The organism is Micromonospora sp. HK10, assembly GCF_000982955.1.
In the GTDB taxonomy this organism is placed as follows: Bacteria; Actinomycetota; Actinomycetes; order Mycobacteriales; family Micromonosporaceae; genus Micromonospora.
Map to the genome: position 1 here is coordinate 1 of NZ_KQ058886.1, position 16,386 is coordinate 16,386.

The window sequence follows — 16,386 nt, forward strand, 5'->3', positions numbered from 1 at the left end:
TTGGCGGGCCGCTGGCCGGGGCTGGCCGGCCGGGGCGGCCTGGTGCTGCTCACCGCCGTGCTGCTGGCCGGGGCGCCGGGGCTGGTGCTGGACGCGGCGGCGGCCCGCGCCCACCGCAACGGCGGGGCGTACCCGGTGGTGTCGATGCCGGCCTCCCGGGTGGCCGCGGCGCGCTGGGTGCACGCGCACAGCGACCCGGCCGACGTGCTCGCCACCAACGTGCACTGCCGGGAGGTGGTGGACGGCGCGTGCGACGCCCGCTCGTTCTGGCTCAGCGGCTACGCCGAGCGGTCGGTGCTGGTCGAGGGGTGGGCGTTCGCCCCCCGGATGGTCGGCCGGCCCGCCGGCCCGTACGCGCCGTTCTGGGACGCCGCCCGGCTGCGCGCCAACGACGCCGCCTTCAGCGCGCCCACCGCGGCCGGCCTGGCCGCCCTGCGCGACCGGTACGGGGTGCGCTGGCTGGTCGTGGACCGCCAGGTCGGCCGCGAGTCGCCGACCCTGCGCACCCTGGCCGACCTGCGCTACGACACCGCCCGGCTGGCGGTGTACCGGCTGCGCTGAGCGCTACTCCCAGTCCCGGTTGTTCTTCGCGGTCTGCTTGGCCAGTTGGTACGCCGGCAGCATGGCCTGGTGCTCCGCGTCGTCCGGGCCGCCCAGGGTGAGCAGGAACCGCCCCCAGATGGTCGACACCAGGATCGCCCGCTCGTGGGTACCGCTCTCCGCGACGTAGGTCGTTTCGAGGGCGTCGAGCGGCCCGGCCTTCGTCCGCCGGTACTGCCGGTCGGTGACCTCGCCGTACGCGTCGAGGAACCGGTCCAGGACCTCCTGTTGGTTGCCCGGGGTGTCCGCCTTCCAGACCCGGAGGAAGCCGAGGTGACCGGCGGGCTTGGCGTCGATCTCACAGACCGGCACGGCACCGCCGATCGCGGCGTCCCGGCCGTTCTTCACCGCCTTCGCCCGCCACTTCGCCGGCGCCGAGATGAGGAGTTCCATCGGGCAGGCGCTGGCCCGGTCGCCGAGTTCCAGGGCCGCCTCGGCCGGGGCGACGTCGTCGTACCAGGGCGGCCCGGCCACCACCGGCGACGCGGTCGGGCTCGGCGACGCCGACCCGCTCGCGGCGGTCTGCGGCTGCTCGTCGCCGCAGCCGGCGACCCCGGCCAGGGCCAGCGCGGCCAGCACGGCCGTCGCGGTACGTCGCAGCATTCCCTGTCCTCCTGCGTTCCGTGCCGTCGTGCTCGACGGCGGACCAGGGATGTTAGTAGATCTTCGTCGTTTCCGGTGCCCCGGTCAGGCCGGGCGGTGGGCGCGCAGCATCAGCGAGACACCGGGCAGCGCCTTCACCGGCAGGTACCGCTCGGCGGTGACGACGGTGCGCAGCCCGAGGTTGACCACGGGACGCAGGTCTGCGAGATCGCTGCCGGTGGCCCGGCGGCGCCGCCAGGCGGCCACCGGGCGGAGCAGCACGTTCCAGCTCCACAGCTCGTCGACGACCAGCCCGGACTGTTCGACCACGGCGCGCAAGCCGGCGCGGTCGTAGCGGCGGACGTGCCCGACCGCCACGTCGTGGGCGGACCAGAGCCGCCGGTCGGCCGGCACCGCGATCAGCGCGGTGCCGCCCGGGCGCAGGACGCGCCGGATCTCGGCGGCGGCGAGGTGGTCCTCGTCGAGGTGTTCCAGGATGTCGAAGGCGACCACCAGGCCGAGGCCGGCCGGGGGGAGCGGCAGCTGCCGGGCGTCGGCCCGGATCACGGGCAGGCCGCGGTCGCGGGCCACCGCGGCGCCCTCGGCGCTGTACTCCAGTGCGACCGGTCGCCAGCCGTGGGCCCGCAGCACGCGGGTGTTGCCGCCGCCGGCCGCGCCGACGTCCAGCGCGCGCGCCGGGCTTACCCCGGTCGCCGCGAGCCGGCGCAGCGCCCTGGCCAGCAGGGCCCGCCGCTCCCGGTACCACCAGTGGCTGTCCTCGAGCGCGGCGAGCTTGCGGATCTCGGTCGCTTCCACCCCGTGCCCCTCGGTTCGGACAAATCCACCCTAAGGGACGGGCCGGGGCCGGTCCGGGGAGCGGGAAAAATCCGGTGCGCGGCGCGCCGGGCGCTGGCAGGGTGGGCGGCCATGGGACAGCAGGCGCAGGGCTTCGACTATCTGGCACGGACCGACGGCACCGTGGTGATCACCCACCACGGCCGGGCGGCGACCACCCTGCGCGGCGGCCGGGCCGCCGAGTTCCTCGCCGAGGTCGACCAGGACCCCCAGCTGGTGATGGCCCGCTGGACCGGCAACTACCGGCGCGGCAACGAGCGCACCGCCCGCCAGCACCCCCGCAACCGGAGCTGACCGGGACCGCGCTCCGGCCCGGGACGCGCACAGGGTCCGGGCCCGGAACGGGCGCGGACCCTGTGCACGGCACCGCCGGTCACCCCGGCGACCGGCGCGGCGCTCAGCCGCGGGTGAAGACGAGGGCCACGTTGTGCCCACCGAAGCCGAACGCGTTGTTCAGCGCCGCCGGGACCTCCAGGTGGCGCGCCTTGTGGGCGGCCACATCGAGGGTGAGCCCCTCATCCGGGTCGTCCAGGTTGATCGTCGGCGGGACGATCCCGTCGCGGATGGCCAGGATGGTGGCGATCGACTCCAGCGCACCGGCCGCGCCGAGCAGGTGCCCGGTCATCGACTTGGTGGCGGTCAGCACCGGGTGGTCGCCCACCGCCTTGCGCAACGCGCCGATCTCCAGCATGTCGCCCACCGGAGTCGACGTGGCGTGCGCGTTGACGTGCACGATGTCGGTCCGGGCGACGTCCGCGTCGGCGACCGCCCGGGCGATGGCCCGGATCGCGCCCTCGCCCTCGGCGTGCGGCTGCACGATGTCGTACGCGTCCGAGGTGATGCCGGCACCGGCCAGGCGGGCGTACACCCGGGCGCCGCGGGCGGCGGCGTGGTCGGCGCGCTCCAGGACGACGATGCCCGCGCCCTCACCGAGGACGAAGCCGTCGCGGCCCTTGTCCCACGGGCGGGAGGCCTTCTCCGGCTCGTCGTTGCGGGTCGACATGGCCCGCATCGAGGCGAAACCGGCGATCGGCAGCGGGTGGATGACCGCCTCGGTGCCGCCGGCCACCACCACGTCGGCCCGGCCGGCGCGGATGATGTCCAGCCCGAGCGCGATCGCCTCCGCGCCGGTCGCGCAGGCGCTGGCCACCGAGTGCACCCCGGCCTTGGCGCCGAGTTCCAACCCGACCCAGGCGGCCGGGCCGTTCGGCATCAGCATCGGCACCGTGTGCGGGGAGACCCGCCGCGGGCCGGACGCCTCCAGGATGTCGTCCTGGGCGAGCAGGGTGGTGGCGCCGCCGATGCCGGAGCCGACGCTGACCGCGAACCGCTCCGGGTCCAGCCCGGAATCGGCCAGCCCGGCGTCGGCCCAGGCCTGCTGAGCCGCGATGAGGGCGATCGCCTCGGAACGGTCCAGCCGCCGCAGCTTGACCCGGTCGAGCACCGTCGACGGGTCGACGGCGAGTTGCGCGGCGATCCGGACCGGCAGTTGCTCGGCCCACTCCTGGGTGAGCGCACTCACCCCGGAGCGGCCGGCGAGCATGGCGTCCCAGGTCGACGCGACGTCCCCGCCGAGCGGGGTCGTCGCGCCGAGCCCGGTGACGACGACGTCGGGACGACTCATGATCAGGACTGCGCCTCGATGTAGCTGACGGCATCCCCGACCGTCTTGAGGTTCTGCACCTCGTTGTCCGGGATCTTGACGCCGAACTTCTCCTCGGCAGCCACCACGACCTCCACCATGGAGAGCGAGTCGACATCGAGGTCGTCGGTGAAGGACTTCCCCTCGGCCACGTCGTCCGGGTTCACCCCGGCAACCTCTTCGAGGATCTCGGCGAGGCCGGCGGTGATCTCGTCACGGGTCATTGCGGTTGGTTCCTCTCATCGGGGGTTCACTCGACGGCCGGCGACGCCGGTCGTCACTCCTCGGCGCGCTCGCGCCCGAGGGGGTCTTCACGGGCAGCGGACGACCTGGCCGGCGTAGGTCAGGCCGCCGCCGAAGCCGAACAGCAGCACCGGCGCGCCCGCCGGCACCTCGCGCCGCTCGATCAGCTTGGACAGGGCCAGCGGGACGCTCGCCGCCGAGGTGTTGCCGGACTCGACGATGTCCTTCGCGATGATCGCATCGGGGATGTTGAGCCGCTTGACGATGCCGTCGATGATCCGGGCGTTGGCCTGGTGCGGCACGAACGCGGCCAGCTCCGACGGGGCCACCCCGGCCCGCTCGCAGGCCTGCAGCGCCAGCGGCGCCAGCGCCGTGGTGGCCCAGCGGAACACCGCCTGCCCCTCCTGCGCGATGTACGGCCGCCAACCCTCGATGCGGACCGCGTCGCTCTTCTCCGGCACCGACCCCCAGACCACCGGGCCGACCCCGGCCGGCTCGTCGTCGCCGGTCGCGGTGACCACCGCGGCCCCCGCGCCGTCGCCGAAGATGATGCAGGTCGAGCGGTCGGTCCAGTCGGTGAAGTCGGAGAGCTTCTCGGCCCCGATGACGATCGCGTTGCGCGCCGCACCGGCCCGGATGGCGTGGTCGACCGTGCCCAGCGCGTACGCGAAGCCCGAGCAGGCGGTGTTGATGTCGTACGCGCCGGGGGCGGTGATGCCCAGCTTGGCGGCGACCCGGCAGGCCACGTTCGGGCTGCGGTCGACCGAGGTGCAGGTGGCCACCACGACGAGGTCGATGTCGGCGGCGGTCAGGCCCGAGTTGGCCAGCGCCTTGCCGGCCGCCGCGGTGGCCATGTCGGCCACCGTCTCGTCCCCGGCGATCCGCCGGGTGACGATGCCGACCCGGTCCCGGATCCACTCGTCGTTGGTGTCGACCATCTGGGCCAGCTCGTCGTTGGTCACTACCCGCGAGGGCTGGTAGTGCCCCATCGCGACGATCCTGCTGCCGGTCATCAGTGGGTGCCTTCCGTTCGCGCCTGCCGGGCGATCAGGTCCCGCGCGGCGGGCAGGTCGTCGGGGGTGTTGAGGGTGACGATCTCCGGCGCGCCCTCGCCCTTGAGTTCACGCTTGACCAGGCCGGCCAGGGTGCCGGCCGGCGGCAGCTCGATGACGCCGGTGACGCCGAGGTCGGCCAGCGTACGCATGCAGAGGTCCCAGCGGACCGGGGCGGTGACCTGGCGGACCAGCCGCTGGACCAGCTCCCGCCCGTCGCCGACGGCGGTGCCGTCCAGGTTGGACAGGAGCGTCCGGGCCGGATCGGCCGGGGTGATGCCGGCGGCGACCTCGGCCAGCGCGGCCTCGGCCGGGGCCATGTACGGGGTGTGGAACGCCCCGGCCACCTTCAGCCGGGTGATCCGGGCCCGCGTCGGCGGCTCGGCGGCGAGCTTGTCCAGCCCGTCGAGGGAGCCGGCGGCGACGATCTGGCCGGCGCCGTTGCGGTTCGCCGGGTGCAGCCCGTGGGCCTCGATCGCGGCGAGCACCTCGTCCGGGTCGCCGCCGAGCACGGCGGCCATGCCGGTCGGTTCGAGGGCGCAGGCGGCGGCCATCTCCCGGCCGCGGACCCCGGCGAGCGTCACGGCCGCCTCGGCGGTGAGCACCCCGGCGAGGGCGGCGGCGCCCAGCTCACCGACGCTGTGCCCGGCCACCAGCGCGCCGTCCGGCAGGGGCAGGTGCTCGGCCGCGAGCAGCGCGGCCGCGACCAGCAGCGGCTGCGTGCGGGCGGTGTCCCTGATCTCGTCCGCGTCCGCCTCGGTGCCGAGGTGGACCAGGTCGACGCCGGCCAGCGCGGACCACGAGCGCAGCCGCGCCTCGGCGTCGGGCAGGTCGAGCCAGGGGGTCAGGAAGCCGGGCTTCTGGGAACCCTGGCCGGGGGAGAGTACGGCGAGCACGCTTACGACTCTGACGGATACTCGCGGGTCGCGCTGTAACGCACGGCACCAAACCGTACTAGAAGCTTTGGATGGTTCCTACAAAGATCGGCGGTGATCGTCACCTGTCTGTGGCGATTTCCGGCCGGTCGGCCCCAAAGTCTGGTTCGGTACCGGTGTGACCCCCGGGACCACCGGGTCCAGGCGACCCACCGTCAGCGCCACCTGCAGGGCGAACGCGTCCCGTGGGGCGAGCGGCGAGAAGCCGGTCACCTCGGCGACCCGCTTGAGCCGGTACCGCACCGTGTTCGGGTGCACGAAGAGGGCCCGCGCCGCGCTCTCCAGCGTGCCACCGGCGGCGAAGAAGGCGTCCAGCGTCTCCAGCAGCTCGCCACCGGCGCGCACCAGCGCCGCGTACACGTCGTGCCGCAGCCGGCGCCGGGCCTCCGCGTCACCGGCCAACGCCCGCTCGGGCAGCAGCTCCGCGGCGGGCACCGGGCACGGCGCGGTCGGCCAGGCCGGCGCCGCGCGGAACCCGGCCAGCGCCGCCCGCGCCGAGTCCGTCGCCTCGTCCAGGCTGGGCACGGCCGGGCCGACCACCACCGGGCCCTCGCCGAACGCGGACCGCAGCTTCTCCGTGGCCGCCAGCGGGTCGGCCGCCCCGCCCAGCACGATCACCAGCCGGTCACCGTGCACGCCACCGATCACCTCGACGCCGATCCGGCGGGCCTGCCGGTAGACGGTGTGCAGGACGGCGGCCACCTCGCCGCCCGGCGAGCGGCCCACCGCCACCGCGACGGGGGGCGCGTCCGACCAGCCCAGCGCCGCCGCGCGGCTGGCCAGCACGTCCGGCGAGTCGCCACGCAGCAGCGCGTCCACCAGCAGCGCCTGCAACCGGGCGTCCCAGGAGCCGCGGGACTCGGCGGCGCGGGCGTACACCCGGGCGGCGGCGAACGCGATCTCCCGGGAGAAGCGCAGCACCGCCTCGCGCAGCGACTGCTCCTCGCCCTCCACGGCCAGGTGCGCCACCTGCTCCTCGACCACCTCGATGGTCACCTTGATCAGCGCGACGGTCTGCTGGAGGCTGATCGAGCGGGCCAGGGCCTGTGGGGCGGTGGCGAAGACCTCGTCGGAGACCTCCTGGGTGCTGTCGGTGGCGCCGCCGCCCTGCCGCAGCCACTGCACCAGGGACCGGACGCCGGCCTGGGCGACCAGCATCACCCAGGACCGCTGGTCGGCCGGCAGCTCCCGGAACCAGGGCAGGGTCTCGTCCATCCGGGACACGCTGGCGGTGGCCAGCGCGCCCGCCGCCCGTTCGATCCGGCGCAGCGTCGCCGCCAGTTCGGTCCCGCCCGGCTCGCTCACCGCCCCAGCCTGACACGCCCTGACCAGGGACGGCACCTCGAGGTCGGTCCGGCGGCGGGCCGCCCGGGCGGGCTGGGGCAGATTGTCCGCCGGTGACCGACCCGGCCACCGGCCGCCCGGCGCCGGCGCCGGTCCCGGACGATCTCCACGGGTACGCGCCGTCCGCGCCGTCGGCCCCGGCCAGTACGGTGTCAGGGCACGTCGGGGCGACCGCCCGGCGGGCGATGGCGAACGTGAGGAGACCGGGATGGCGCACGGGGAGGCCGAGCACGGCTGCGCCCAGGGCGAGCCCTGCCGGCCGGGCCACCACGAGCAGCCGGCGCCCGCCAAGCAGCCCCGCTGGACGGGGCTGACCCACTCGGCCGAGCCGGCCGCCGGCCGCGGGCCGGACCGCGACGACGCTGCGTCGCTGCCCCGGCCCCGGCCCGCCGAGCCGGTGCCGCCGGCCGGGTCCGAGCCGGCCGACGAAGGCTGCCGCAGCGACCTGCCCGGTTGGGCGGGCGGGCACCGGCACGGCCCGGTCCGGCCGGGCAACCGCAGGCTGCGCCGGGAGCGGCCGCCGCGGCGCTGGTGCTGACCCCGCGGCCGGGGCTCCCGGTCAGCGGGTGCGGCGGCGGATCAGCAGCGCGATGCCGGCGAGGCCGGCGGTGATGATCACGACCACACCGACGTTGAGTAGCAGCAGCCGCTGCAACTCGTCCATCGCGGTGCCGATGTCCTGCACCGGGTCCAGCGCCTCCTCGGGGATGACCCGTTCACCACCGCCGATGCCGCCGCTGAGCGTGTCGAACTGCTTCTCCAGCGGCACGCCGACGCCGCGCAGCGTCTCGGACATGTTGAGCCGGCCGAAGAACCAGCCAGCCCGGGGCTTGCTCAGGTCGGGCTGCTTGGCCGGCCGGTAGACCCGGGGCCCGCCCTTGGCGAGCGGGTAGAGGTCGTACGTCTTCGCCGGGTTGCCCCCGGTGAGCACCACCACCGTGTACTTCGGACCGAGGTCCTTGGCGCCCGGGCCGCGCTGCTGGCCGGTCTGCCCGAGCCACTTCACCTGGTCGATGACGGCGTTGACCTCGGCGGGGCGGCTGTCGGCGCGCAGTTGCAGCGGCTGGTCGAGGCGGTCGCCGGTGATGTCCACTCCGGCCGGTGGCAGCTTCGGCTTCGGGGCCGCCTGGGCGGCCGGGGCGTCGGCCAGGGTCAGCGTGCACAGGGCGGCGAGCGCACCGGCCGCCACGGCTGCCAGCAGCCGCTTCACCTTACGGACCATCGCCGCCTCCTCGCCCCGTTCGATGGGTGGCATCCGCTGCAGGTCACGCTTGATCGGCCGACGGCGGTGGCCCGGCCCGAACTTCGGGTGCCCACCTTCAAAGACTCCGCAGAACGTCGCTCGGTTGCAGCTAGTGGAACAGTATTTGGAACTATCTGCGATCTACGACCGACCAATGAGCGGTCGTTGATCAGCGGCCGGATCGTACCCGGATGGAGGGGCTCATGGGGGGCAGGGTCGCCCGCGTGGCGTGTGGCGGGCTGATGGTGTTCGGCCTGGCGGTCGGGGTGCCGGTGCTGCTGCCGGCCGCGCCGGCCGCCGCGCACAACTCGCTGGCCGGCAGTGACCCGGCGAACGGCGCCCGGCTGGCGACCCCGCCGGAGCGGATCGAGCTGCGCTTCCTGGCCACCCCGTCGCCGGCCACCACGAAGGTCACCGTCACCGGCCCGGGCGAGGTGGCCGCCTCGACCGGCGCGGCCAGCTTCGCCGGCAAGCGGGTCAGCGTGCCGTTCACGCCGGGCCGGGCCGGCGAGTACCTCGTCGCTTACCAGGTCGGCTCGGCCGACGGTCATCCGGTGCGGGGGCAGCTCCGCTTCACCCTGACCACCGGCGTCCCGGCCGGGACGCCGTCGGCCGCCCCGGCGTCGACCAGCGCGGCGCCGAGCACCCCGCCGGCCCCGTCCGGCAGCGCGCCGGCCCCGGGTCCCGCCGCGTCCCGCGGGATGGAGGGCGGGGGGACCGGCTGGTTCTGGGCGCTCGGTGTGGCGGCGCTGCTCGTCGTGCTGGGCGGCGGGCTGCTGCTGCGCCGCCGTGCCGCCCGCCGCTGAGCCCGCCCGCACCGGGTGCCCCCCCGGCCGGGCCCGCCGCGGGAGCGACGGCCCGGCCGGGCACGGCGGTCAGACCAGGCGCACCCGGGCGGCGCGCAGCCGGGTCAGGGTGCGGTCCCGGCCGAGCACCTCGAGCGACTCGAAGAGCGGCAGGCCGACCGTACGGCCGGTGACGGCGACCCGGACCGGCGCCTGCGCCTTGCCGAGCTTCAGCCCGCGCTCCGCGCCCACCGCCTCCAGCGTGGACTTCAGTGACCCGGCGTCCCAGGACTCCAGCGCGTCGAAGGCGGCGATCGCGGCGTCCAGCAGGTCCGCGGCGCCCTCCTTCATCGCCTTGGCCCAGGCCGCCTCGTCGATCAGCGGGTCGGCCAGGAAGAGGAAGTCGACGTTCGGCACGATCTCGCTGAGCACCGCGATCCGGGTCTGCGCCAGCGGGGCGACCGCGGCGAAGGCGTCGGCGTCGAACTCGGCGGGCTGCCACGGCGGCGGGGCGATGGTCTCCGTCCCGGTCAGCCACGGCTGGCACTCCGTGACGAAGTCCTCGACCGGCAGCGCCCGGATGTACTCGCCGTTGAACGCGCGCAGCTTCTTCTCGTCGAAGAACGCCGGGGAGGGGTTCACCTCCTCCAGCCGGAACTCCTCCTCGATGACCGACCAGGGCACGATCTCGCGGTCGCCGGAGGGGGCCCAGCCGAGCAGCATCAGGTAGTTGCGCATCGCGGCGGCGAGGTAGCCCTCGTCCCGGTACGCCTCCAGGGCGACCTTGTCGCGCCGCTTGGACAGCTTCTGCCGCTTCTCGTTGACCACCACGGGCACGTGCGCCCAGATCGGCGGCTTCACCCCGAGCGCGTCCCAGAGCAGCTGCTGCTTGGGGGTGTTGGGCAGGTGCTCCTCGGCCCGGATGACGTGGGTGATCCCCATGGTCATGTCGTCGACCACGTTGGCGAGCAGGAAGACCGGGGAGCCGTCGCCGCGGGCGATGACGAAGTCCTCGATCAGCTTGTTCTCGAAGGTCGGCTCGCCCCGGATCAGGTCGACCACCACGGTCTCGCCCTCGTCCGGGGTGCGGAAGCGCAGCGCCCGGCCCTCCCCGGGGGTCAGGCCCCGGTCCCGGCAGAAGCCGTCGTAGCCCTGGTACTGCGAGCCGGTCCGCGCCTGCACGTCCTCCCGGGTGCAGTCGCAGTAGTACGCCCGGCCGCCCTCGTAGAGCCGCTGGGCGGCGGCCCGGTGCTCGCCGGCGTACGAGGACTGGAAGTGGGGGCCCTCGTAGCTGCCCCGGGCGATGCCGATCCAGTCGAGCGCGGAGAGGATGCCCTCGGTCCATTCGGGCTTGTTGCGCGCGGCGTCGGTGTCCTCGATGCGGAGCACGAACACCCCGCCCTGCTGCTTGGCGTAGATCCAGTTCTGCAGCGCGGAGCGCGCGCCGCCGACGTGGAACATACCGGTCGGGGAGGGGGCGAAGCGTACACGTACCGTCACGTGCTCCAGCCTACGGCGGCACGCGAGCGGATAAGGAAGGGCCCCGGCTCAACCCCTCCCCGGGTGGCGGGACCCCGGTCACCGGGCCGGCGGCGGCCGGCGGGGGGTCACGGCACGGAGCGGATCTTGAGGACCAGGGCGCTGCCGAGCAGGGTGATCACCGCGGTGGCCGCGTACAGGGTGGGGTAGCCGCCCAGGTGGACCACGATCGGCGCGGAGAGCGCCGGGCCGAGCACCTGCGGGGCGGAGTTCGCGATGTTGATCACCCCGAGGTCCTTGGCCCGGTCGGTGGCGGCCGGCAGCACCTGGGTGATCAGCGCCGCGTCCACCGACAGGTAGACGCCGTAGCCGGCGCCGAGCAGCAGCGCCGCGACGATCGCCATCGGCCAGGTCGGTACGACCGCGAGCAGCACCGCGGCCACCGCCATGACCAGGCCGGAGACGATCACGAACACCTTGCGCCGGCCGGACCGGTCGGAGATCCGCCCGGACACCACGGCGGTGAGCATCATGCCGAGCGTGTAGAGCAGGATCAGCACCAGCAGGGCGCCCTCGGGGTCGGCCATCCGCACCCCGTCGGTGAGAAAGTACAGCAGGTAGAGCGTGCCGAGCGCGTTCCCGAGCTGGACCAGGAACCGGGTGAACCAGGCCCAGGCGAAGTCGGGGTGCCGGCGCGGGCTGATCCACATGGAGGCGAGCAGCGCGCGCGCCCGGAGCACCGGCCGGTGCTCGCGGGGCAGCGGGTCGTCCTCGGTGAGCAGCGCGAACGGCAGCGACAGCAGCAGCACGGCCAGCGCGACGGCCGCGTACCCGGCGGCGTTGCCGGTGACCACGGCGGTGACCAGCACCGCGCCGAGCACCAGGCCGAGCGCCTGGGGGATGCCCACCCAGCCGGAGACACCGCCGCGCTGGGCCACCGGCACCCGGTCCGGGATGGCGGCGGTGAGGCTGGCCAGCATGGCGTTGAAGCAGACCTGCGCGGCGACCCAGCCGACCGCCACCCCGGCGATGGTGTTCTGCCGGGCCAGCAGCAGCAGCGCCAGCGCGCCCAGCACCGCGCCGGTGGCGGTCCAGACGTGCCGCCGGCCGAAGTGCCGGTTGGCCAGGCGCAGCACGGTGCGGTCGGAGAGCGCCCCGGCGAGCGGGTTCGCCAGCACCGCGGCGAGCGCCCCGAGGCCGGTGACGACCGCGAACATCGCCTCCTTGTCACCGGGCGCGATCCGTTCGATCTGCTGGGGCAGCAGCACCTGGAGGGGGGTGAAGAAGGCCATCCAGACGCCCAGGTTGGCCGCGAAGATCAGCGCGATCCAGCTCCGCCGCACCGGCACGGTGGGTTCGGCCAGCGCCGCCGGTAGCGAGGCCGGCGTCGGGTTCACCGTGGTCACCGCGCCGGCCCCGGATCGGCACCGGCCCGGATCACCGCGTCCCGGTACCAGGCGTACGACGCCTTGGGGGTGCGCCGTTGGGTGGCGTAGTCGACGTGCACCAGGCCGAACCGCTTGGTGAAGCCCTCGGCCCACTCCCAGTTGTCCAGCAGCGACCAGACGAAGTACCCGGTCACCTCGACGCCGGCGGCGATCGCCGCGTGGACCGCCCGGACGTGCCCGTCCAGGTACGCGATCCGCTCCGGGTCGGGCACCCGGCCGTCGGCGTCCGGCACGTCGTCGTACGCGCAGCCGCTCTCGGTGACCTGGATCGGCGGCAGCGCGTCGCCGTACCGCTGCTTGAGGTCGACGAGCAGCTCGCGCAGCCCGTCGGGCACCACCGGCCAGTCGAAGGCGGTGCGCGGGTAGCCGTCCAGCGGCACCAGCTCGAACGGCAGCGGCGAGTCGGGCTCGGCGGCCCGCACGGCGGTGGGGTTGTAGTAGTTCACCCCGAGCACGTCGATGGGGGCGGCGATCGCGTCGAGGTCGCCGGGGCGGACCACCGACAGCTCGAAGCCGTCCGGGTAGCCGCGCCCGAGCAGCGGGTCGGTGAAGAGCCGGTTGTGCAGCGCGTCGTACGCCGCCGCGGCCGCCCGGTCGGCGTCGGTGTCGCCGGCCTGCCGCACCGGCGAGTAGTTGTTGGCGATGGCGACCGGGCTGGTGCTGCGGGCGCGCAGCGCGGCGACCGCGAGGCCGTGCCCGAGGAGCTGATGGTGGGCCACCGGAAAGGCGTCGAAGAGCAGCGCCCGGCCGGGGGCGTGCGTGCCCATGCCGTGCCCGAGGCTCATGTGGATGAACGGCTCGTTGAGGGTGATCCAGAGCCGTACCCGGTCGCCGAGGCGGGCGGCGACCAGGTCGGCGTACTCGGCGAAGCGGGCGGCGGTGTCCCGGTTGAGCCAGCCGCCGGCGTCCTCGAGGGCCTGCGGCAGGTCCCAGTGGAAGAGCGTGGCGACCGGGTCGACGCCGTGCGCCAGCAGGGTGTCCACCAGCCGGTCGTAGAAGTCGAGCCCGGCCGGGTTGGCGGGCCCGGCGCCGGTGGGCTGGATCCGGGGCCAGGCGATGGAGAACCGGTAGCCGGAGACGCCGAGCCCGGCCAGGAGCGCGACGTCCTCGGCGTACCGGTGGTAGTGGTCGCAGGCCTCGTCGCCGGTGCTGCCGTCGACGATGCGGCCGGGGGAGTGGGCGAAGGTGTCCCAGATGGACGGACCCCGGCCGTCGGCGGTGGCCGCCCCCTCGATCTGGTACGCGGACGTGGAGACCCCCCACCGGAAGCCGGCGGGGAAGTCGGGCATCGGCGTGCTCGTCATTCGCCCTCCAGAAACGCGAAGCGTGTTCGCGACTCTAGGGCGCGGAGCGCCGCCGGTCCATAGGCCCGAAAGCCAGGCGGGGCAAGGGCTTTCGGCGTGTCTTTTTCCGAACCCGTCCAGGTAAGTCCGATTTACACATAGAGTGCCGAATATCGCGGATGTGGTTTAAGTGGGGGAAAGACAAGATGATCCTCGTGGAACGCAGTGCGCACGTGATGGCGCCGGTGGAAGCGGTCTGGGACGTCGTGCAGCGGGCCGAGCAGTTGCCGGCCTGGCTGGCGGGGGTCCGCGCGGCCGAGGTCCTCTCCGGAGAGGGCTTCGGCCGGCGACAACTGGTCCAGGCCGGGCGCGGCGCGGCGCACGAGGCCGAGGTGATCGCCTACCAGGAGCCGACCCTGATCGGGTGGCGCGAGCGGGCCAAGGGCGCCGGCGCCCGGGCCGAGGCGCGCACCGAGATCTACGTACAGCTGACCCCGGACGAGGAGGAGGGCGGGACCGTCGTGCGGCTCATCGTCGTACGCTGGCCCGCCGGGCCGGTCAAGGCCGCCCTGCTCCGGCTCGGCCTGCGCCGGGTCGGCGCCGACCTGGAGGACTCGCTGGCCCGGCTCACCGACCTGGCCGCCGTCGGCTGACCGGAGCCGGTCCCGGCGTCGCCCGCGATGGAGATGGTCCGGCGTTCCCGCCAGGAACGCCGGACCATCGTCAGCTGAGCCCGGCGGCGCGACCGCGCCGCGCGGCCGGTCAGTCCAGGCAGAACTCGTTGCCCTCCGGGTCGGTCAGCACGAGATGCCCGGCGCCGAGCGGGGGCGCCGGCTCGTGGCGGCGCAGCCGGGTGGCCCCGAGGGCGACCAGCCGCGCCGCCTCCGCCTCCAGGGCCGCCATCCGCGCGTCACCCGCCAGACCGGGCGCGGCCCGCACATCCAGGTGTACGCGGTTCTTGGCCTGCTTGCCCTCCGGCACCCGCTGGAAGAACAGCCGCGGCCCGGCGCCCTCCGGGTCGACCAGCGCCGAGGCGTCGTTGCGCCGCTCCGGCGGTACGCCCAGGGCGTCCAGCGCCTGCTCCCACGAGGCGAAGCCGGCGGGCGGATCCTGCAACCGGTAGCCGAGGACGTCGGCCCAGAAGGCCGCCAACCCGGCCGGGTCGGCACAGTCGAACGTGATCTGCACGTCGCGGGCCATCTCAGCTCGCCTCCCGTCGGGTCTGCCGGTGGGTGTGCAGGTAGAGGTCGCGGAGCAGGCACACCTCGGCCAGATGGTGGATCAGCTCGCGGTTGATGTGCAACACCAGGGCCGCCATCGGAAGGTCCGCGTACGGCCCCTCCGCCGGCCCGCACGGCCGGGCGAGACCGGTTTCGTCGAGGGACTCCACCCCGGACCGCCAGGCGGCGTACTCGGCGTCGAGTTGGGCCAGGGCCGCCGCCGCGGTCGGGGCGTACGCGAACGACTGGTAGTCGGTCGGCGCGCGGCCGAAGTGCGCGGCGTTGCGGACGGCGAGCACACCGACGATCACGTGCCCGAGTCGCCAGGCGATCGCCGTGAACGGTGGCGGCTCGGGCTGCGGCATCGCGAAGTCGATCGTCATGGCGCCCTGCCCGCCCTGCACCGGTGCGGTGCCGGTGCCCCGCGGCCGTACGTTCCAACAGTCGGGCACCGGTTCCCAGAAGTATTCGTCGTCCGTGAGGCCGTTGAGGCGGTCGCGGACCTGGTGGGTCCAGTGCCAGTCGATCTGATCCCGCAGCAGAAGATGTCGGTTCCGGTCTGTCATGCTCCCCACCCTGCCGGCAATAGCGGACAGGAACGTTCCGTGATTTGTGGAACCATGACCGCATGACCGTCGAGGCGACCACCGAGCGGGTGCTGCGGCTGCTGGCATTGTTGCAGCGGCGACCCTCCTGGACCGCCGCCGAACTCGCCGCCGAGCTGCGGGTCACCGACCGCTCGGTACGCCGTGACGTGGAGCGGCTGCGGACGCTCGGCTACCCGGTGCACGCGGTGCCGGGCGTCGGCGGCGGTTACCAACTGGGCGCCGGTACCCGGCTGCCGCCGCTGCTCCTCGACGACGAGGAGGCGATCGCGACGGCTGTCTCCCTGCGGCTGGCCTCGGGCGGCACGGTCGCCGGGGCGGGCGAGGCGGCCCTGCGCGCGCTCGCCAAGCTCGACCAGGTGATGCCCGCCCGCCTGCGCGCCGAGGTGCGGGCGGTGCACGACGCCACCGAAACCCTGGTCGGTCCCGGCGTCGAAATCGACGGGGAGCTGCTGGTGACGCTCGCCCGGGCCTGCCGCGACGCGGTACGCGTACGGTTCCGCTACGCCGACCGCGACGGCGCCGAACGGGAGCGCGCCGTCGAGCCGGTGCGGATGGTCACCACCGGCCGCCGCTGGTACCTCATGGCCTGGGACGTCGACCGCGACGACTGGCGCACCTTCCGGCTGGACCGGATGCGCGAGGTGGTGGCGACGACCTGGCGCTTCCGGACGCGGGAGCACCCGGACCCGGTCGCCTACGTGCAACGATCGGTGACCGAGGCGCCGTACCGGTGTCTCGCCCGGGTGCGGGTGCACACCGAGCCCGACCGACTGCGGCAACTGGTGCCGCCGCAGGTGGGGCGGGTCGAGGACGATCGCGACGGGTGGTGCGTGCTCGTCGTCGGCGGGGACGACTGGGAGTGGCTCGCCGCGCAGGTGGCCCGGCTCGACGTCGAGGCCCGGGTACTGGAGCCGCCGGAGCTGCGGGCGGCCGTCACCCGGCTCGCCCGCCGCCTCGCCGCGATGGCCGGCAACGACTGACCGGCCGTCCTTCGATCGCGACCGACCGGCCGCGGCCGCCGGGCCCGCCGATGGCCCGGTCTGCCGCATTCTGCGCTGACGGGTCGG

19 protein-coding genes are annotated in these 16,386 nt (G+C 74.6%); 6 read left to right on the forward strand and 13 right to left on the reverse strand.

Annotated features, from left to right (window positions below; all coding sequences use genetic code 11):
• On the forward strand, positions 1 to 561 hold a 561-nt coding region (locus LQ51_RS33550), incomplete at its 5' end, for a hypothetical protein (RefSeq protein ID WP_197087932.1).
• Positions 562 to 564: 3 nt separating this feature from the next.
• On the opposite strand, the gene LQ51_RS27240 is transcribed toward LQ51_RS33550, so the two are convergent.
• Both LQ51_RS27240 and LQ51_RS27245 read right to left on the reverse strand, forming a co-directional pair.
• Positions 565 to 1,203, reverse strand: a complete 639-nt coding sequence (locus LQ51_RS27240) for a lipoprotein (RefSeq protein WP_052745083.1) — start codon at positions 1,201 to 1,203, stop codon at positions 565 to 567.
• Between the two features lie 84 nt (positions 1,204 to 1,287).
• Positions 1,288 to 1,998 (reverse strand): class I SAM-dependent methyltransferase, encoded by a 711-nt coding sequence (locus LQ51_RS27245; RefSeq protein ID WP_046570623.1) that lies wholly within the window; start codon positions 1,996 to 1,998, stop codon positions 1,288 to 1,290.
• Between the two features lie 111 nt (positions 1,999 to 2,109).
• Here LQ51_RS27245 and LQ51_RS27250 point away from each other — a divergent pair, with 111 nt between their 5' ends.
• Entirely contained in the window at positions 2,110 to 2,331 is a 222-nt protein-coding gene (locus LQ51_RS27250) for a hypothetical protein (RefSeq protein ID WP_046570624.1), read from the forward strand.
• A gap of 103 nt (positions 2,332 to 2,434) precedes the next feature.
• On the opposite strand, the gene fabF is transcribed toward LQ51_RS27250, so the two are convergent.
• The 5 genes from fabF to LQ51_RS27275 form a co-directional block, all read right to left on the reverse strand.
• Positions 2,435 to 3,661, reverse strand: a complete 1,227-nt coding sequence (gene fabF, locus LQ51_RS27255; protein WP_046570626.1) for a beta-ketoacyl-ACP synthase II — start codon at positions 3,659 to 3,661, stop codon at positions 2,435 to 2,437.
• A 2-nt stretch (positions 3,662 to 3,663) separates the two neighbouring features.
• Positions 3,664 to 3,903 carry an acyl carrier protein gene (locus tag LQ51_RS27260; RefSeq protein ID WP_007072348.1) on the reverse strand — a complete coding sequence of 80 codons (240 nt, stop codon included), beginning with the start codon at positions 3,901 to 3,903 and terminating at the stop codon, positions 3,664 to 3,666.
• An 87-nt stretch (positions 3,904 to 3,990) separates the two neighbouring features.
• Entirely contained in the window at positions 3,991 to 4,935 is a 945-nt protein-coding gene (locus LQ51_RS27265) for a beta-ketoacyl-ACP synthase III (protein ID WP_046570629.1), read from the reverse strand.
• Complete coding sequence (locus tag LQ51_RS27270; RefSeq protein WP_046570631.1) at positions 4,935 to 5,870, reverse strand: ACP S-malonyltransferase; 936 nt, start codon at positions 5,868 to 5,870, stop codon at positions 4,935 to 4,937. The genes LQ51_RS27265 and LQ51_RS27270 overlap by 1 nt, the downstream gene beginning before the upstream one ends.
• A gap of 78 nt (positions 5,871 to 5,948) precedes the next feature.
• Positions 5,949 to 7,250: a PucR family transcriptional regulator gene (locus LQ51_RS27275; RefSeq protein ID WP_304413738.1), complete on the reverse strand. Its 1,302-nt coding sequence runs from the start codon at positions 7,248 to 7,250 to the stop codon at positions 5,949 to 5,951.
• A 211-nt stretch (positions 7,251 to 7,461) separates the two neighbouring features.
• Here LQ51_RS27275 and LQ51_RS27280 point away from each other — a divergent pair, with 211 nt between their 5' ends.
• Positions 7,462 to 7,791, forward strand: a complete 330-nt coding sequence (locus tag LQ51_RS27280; RefSeq protein WP_046570635.1) for a hypothetical protein — start codon at positions 7,462 to 7,464, stop codon at positions 7,789 to 7,791.
• A gap of 21 nt (positions 7,792 to 7,812) precedes the next feature.
• Here the strand turns inward: LQ51_RS27280 and LQ51_RS27285 are convergent, their stop codons facing one another.
• Entirely contained in the window at positions 7,813 to 8,475 is a 663-nt protein-coding gene (locus LQ51_RS27285) for a hypothetical protein (RefSeq protein ID WP_046570689.1), read from the reverse strand.
• Between the two features lie 224 nt (positions 8,476 to 8,699).
• On the opposite strand from LQ51_RS27285, the gene LQ51_RS27290 reads away from it, so the two are divergent.
• A complete protein-coding gene (locus LQ51_RS27290) occupies positions 8,700 to 9,302 on the forward strand; it encodes a copper resistance CopC family protein (protein ID WP_046570691.1) in 603 nt (200 codons plus the stop codon).
• A gap of 69 nt (positions 9,303 to 9,371) precedes the next feature.
• Here LQ51_RS27290 and gltX read toward each other — a convergent pair whose 3' ends face one another.
• The 3 genes from gltX to LQ51_RS27305 all read right to left on the reverse strand — a co-directional run bounded on the left by gltX (position 9,372) and on the right by LQ51_RS27305 (position 13,512).
• Positions 9,372 to 10,781, reverse strand: a complete 1,410-nt coding sequence (gltX, locus tag LQ51_RS27295; protein ID WP_082159687.1) for a glutamate--tRNA ligase — start codon at positions 10,779 to 10,781, stop codon at positions 9,372 to 9,374.
• A 107-nt stretch (positions 10,782 to 10,888) separates the two neighbouring features.
• Positions 10,889 to 12,166, reverse strand: coding sequence for an MFS transporter (locus LQ51_RS27300; RefSeq protein WP_046570638.1), 1,278 nt, complete (start codon positions 12,164 to 12,166; stop codon positions 10,889 to 10,891).
• Positions 12,163 to 13,512, reverse strand: coding sequence for a GH1 family beta-glucosidase (locus LQ51_RS27305; RefSeq protein ID WP_046570640.1), 1,350 nt, complete (start codon positions 13,510 to 13,512; stop codon positions 12,163 to 12,165). Before LQ51_RS27305 ends, LQ51_RS27300 begins: the two co-directional genes overlap by 4 nt.
• Before the next feature lie 185 nt (positions 13,513 to 13,697).
• Between LQ51_RS27305 and LQ51_RS27310 the strand changes: the two genes are divergently transcribed.
• On the forward strand, positions 13,698 to 14,144 hold the full coding sequence (locus LQ51_RS27310) for an SRPBCC family protein (protein WP_046570642.1): 447 nt from the start codon (positions 13,698 to 13,700) through the stop codon (positions 14,142 to 14,144).
• Positions 14,145 to 14,253: 109 nt separating this feature from the next.
• On the opposite strand, the gene LQ51_RS27315 is transcribed toward LQ51_RS27310, so the two are convergent.
• Together LQ51_RS27315 and LQ51_RS27320 are read right to left on the reverse strand one after the other, a co-directional pair.
• Positions 14,254 to 14,691, reverse strand: a complete 438-nt coding sequence (locus tag LQ51_RS27315; protein ID WP_046570643.1) for a VOC family protein — start codon at positions 14,689 to 14,691, stop codon at positions 14,254 to 14,256.
• Between the two features lies 1 nt (position 14,692).
• A complete protein-coding gene (locus tag LQ51_RS27320) occupies positions 14,693 to 15,277 on the reverse strand; it encodes a DinB family protein (RefSeq protein ID WP_046570644.1) in 585 nt (194 codons plus the stop codon).
• 62 nt (positions 15,278 to 15,339) lie between these two features.
• On the opposite strand from LQ51_RS27320, the gene LQ51_RS27325 reads away from it, so the two are divergent.
• Positions 15,340 to 16,299, forward strand: a complete 960-nt coding sequence (locus LQ51_RS27325) for a helix-turn-helix transcriptional regulator (protein WP_046570646.1) — start codon at positions 15,340 to 15,342, stop codon at positions 16,297 to 16,299.
• Positions 16,300 to 16,386: the final 87 nt, after the last annotated feature.

Bases quoted from the DNA above. Each gene is read 5' to 3' on its own strand.
- LQ51_RS27260 (WP_007072348.1), bottom strand. From the start codon at position 3,903: ATGACCCGTGACGAGATCACCGCCGGCCTCGCCGAGATCCTCGAAGAG.
- LQ51_RS27250 (WP_046570624.1), top strand. From the start codon at position 2,110: ATGGGACAGCAGGCGCAGGGCTTCGACTATCTGGCACGGACCGACGGC.
- LQ51_RS27325 (WP_046570646.1), top strand. From the start codon at position 15,340: ATGACCGTCGAGGCGACCACCGAGCGGGTGCTGCGGCTGCTGGCATTG.
- LQ51_RS27315 (WP_046570643.1), bottom strand. From the start codon at position 14,691: ATGGCCCGCGACGTGCAGATCACGTTCGACTGTGCCGACCCGGCCGGG.
- LQ51_RS27280 (WP_046570635.1), top strand. From the start codon at position 7,462: ATGGCGCACGGGGAGGCCGAGCACGGCTGCGCCCAGGGCGAGCCCTGC.
- fabF (WP_046570626.1), bottom strand. From the start codon at position 3,661: ATGAGTCGTCCCGACGTCGTCGTCACCGGGCTCGGCGCGACGACCCCG.
- LQ51_RS27320 (WP_046570644.1), bottom strand. From the start codon at position 15,277: ATGACAGACCGGAACCGACATCTTCTGCTGCGGGATCAGATCGACTGG.
- LQ51_RS27240 (WP_052745083.1), bottom strand. From the start codon at position 1,203: ATGCTGCGACGTACCGCGACGGCCGTGCTGGCCGCGCTGGCCCTGGCC.
- LQ51_RS27305 (WP_046570640.1), bottom strand. From the start codon at position 13,512: ATGACGAGCACGCCGATGCCCGACTTCCCCGCCGGCTTCCGGTGGGGG.
- LQ51_RS27290 (WP_046570691.1), top strand. From the start codon at position 8,700: ATGGGGGGCAGGGTCGCCCGCGTGGCGTGTGGCGGGCTGATGGTGTTC.
- LQ51_RS27265 (WP_046570629.1), bottom strand. From the start codon at position 4,935: ATGACCGGCAGCAGGATCGTCGCGATGGGGCACTACCAGCCCTCGCGG.
- LQ51_RS27310 (WP_046570642.1), top strand. From the start codon at position 13,698: ATGATCCTCGTGGAACGCAGTGCGCACGTGATGGCGCCGGTGGAAGCG.
- LQ51_RS27285 (WP_046570689.1), bottom strand. From the start codon at position 8,475: ATGGTCCGTAAGGTGAAGCGGCTGCTGGCAGCCGTGGCGGCCGGTGCG.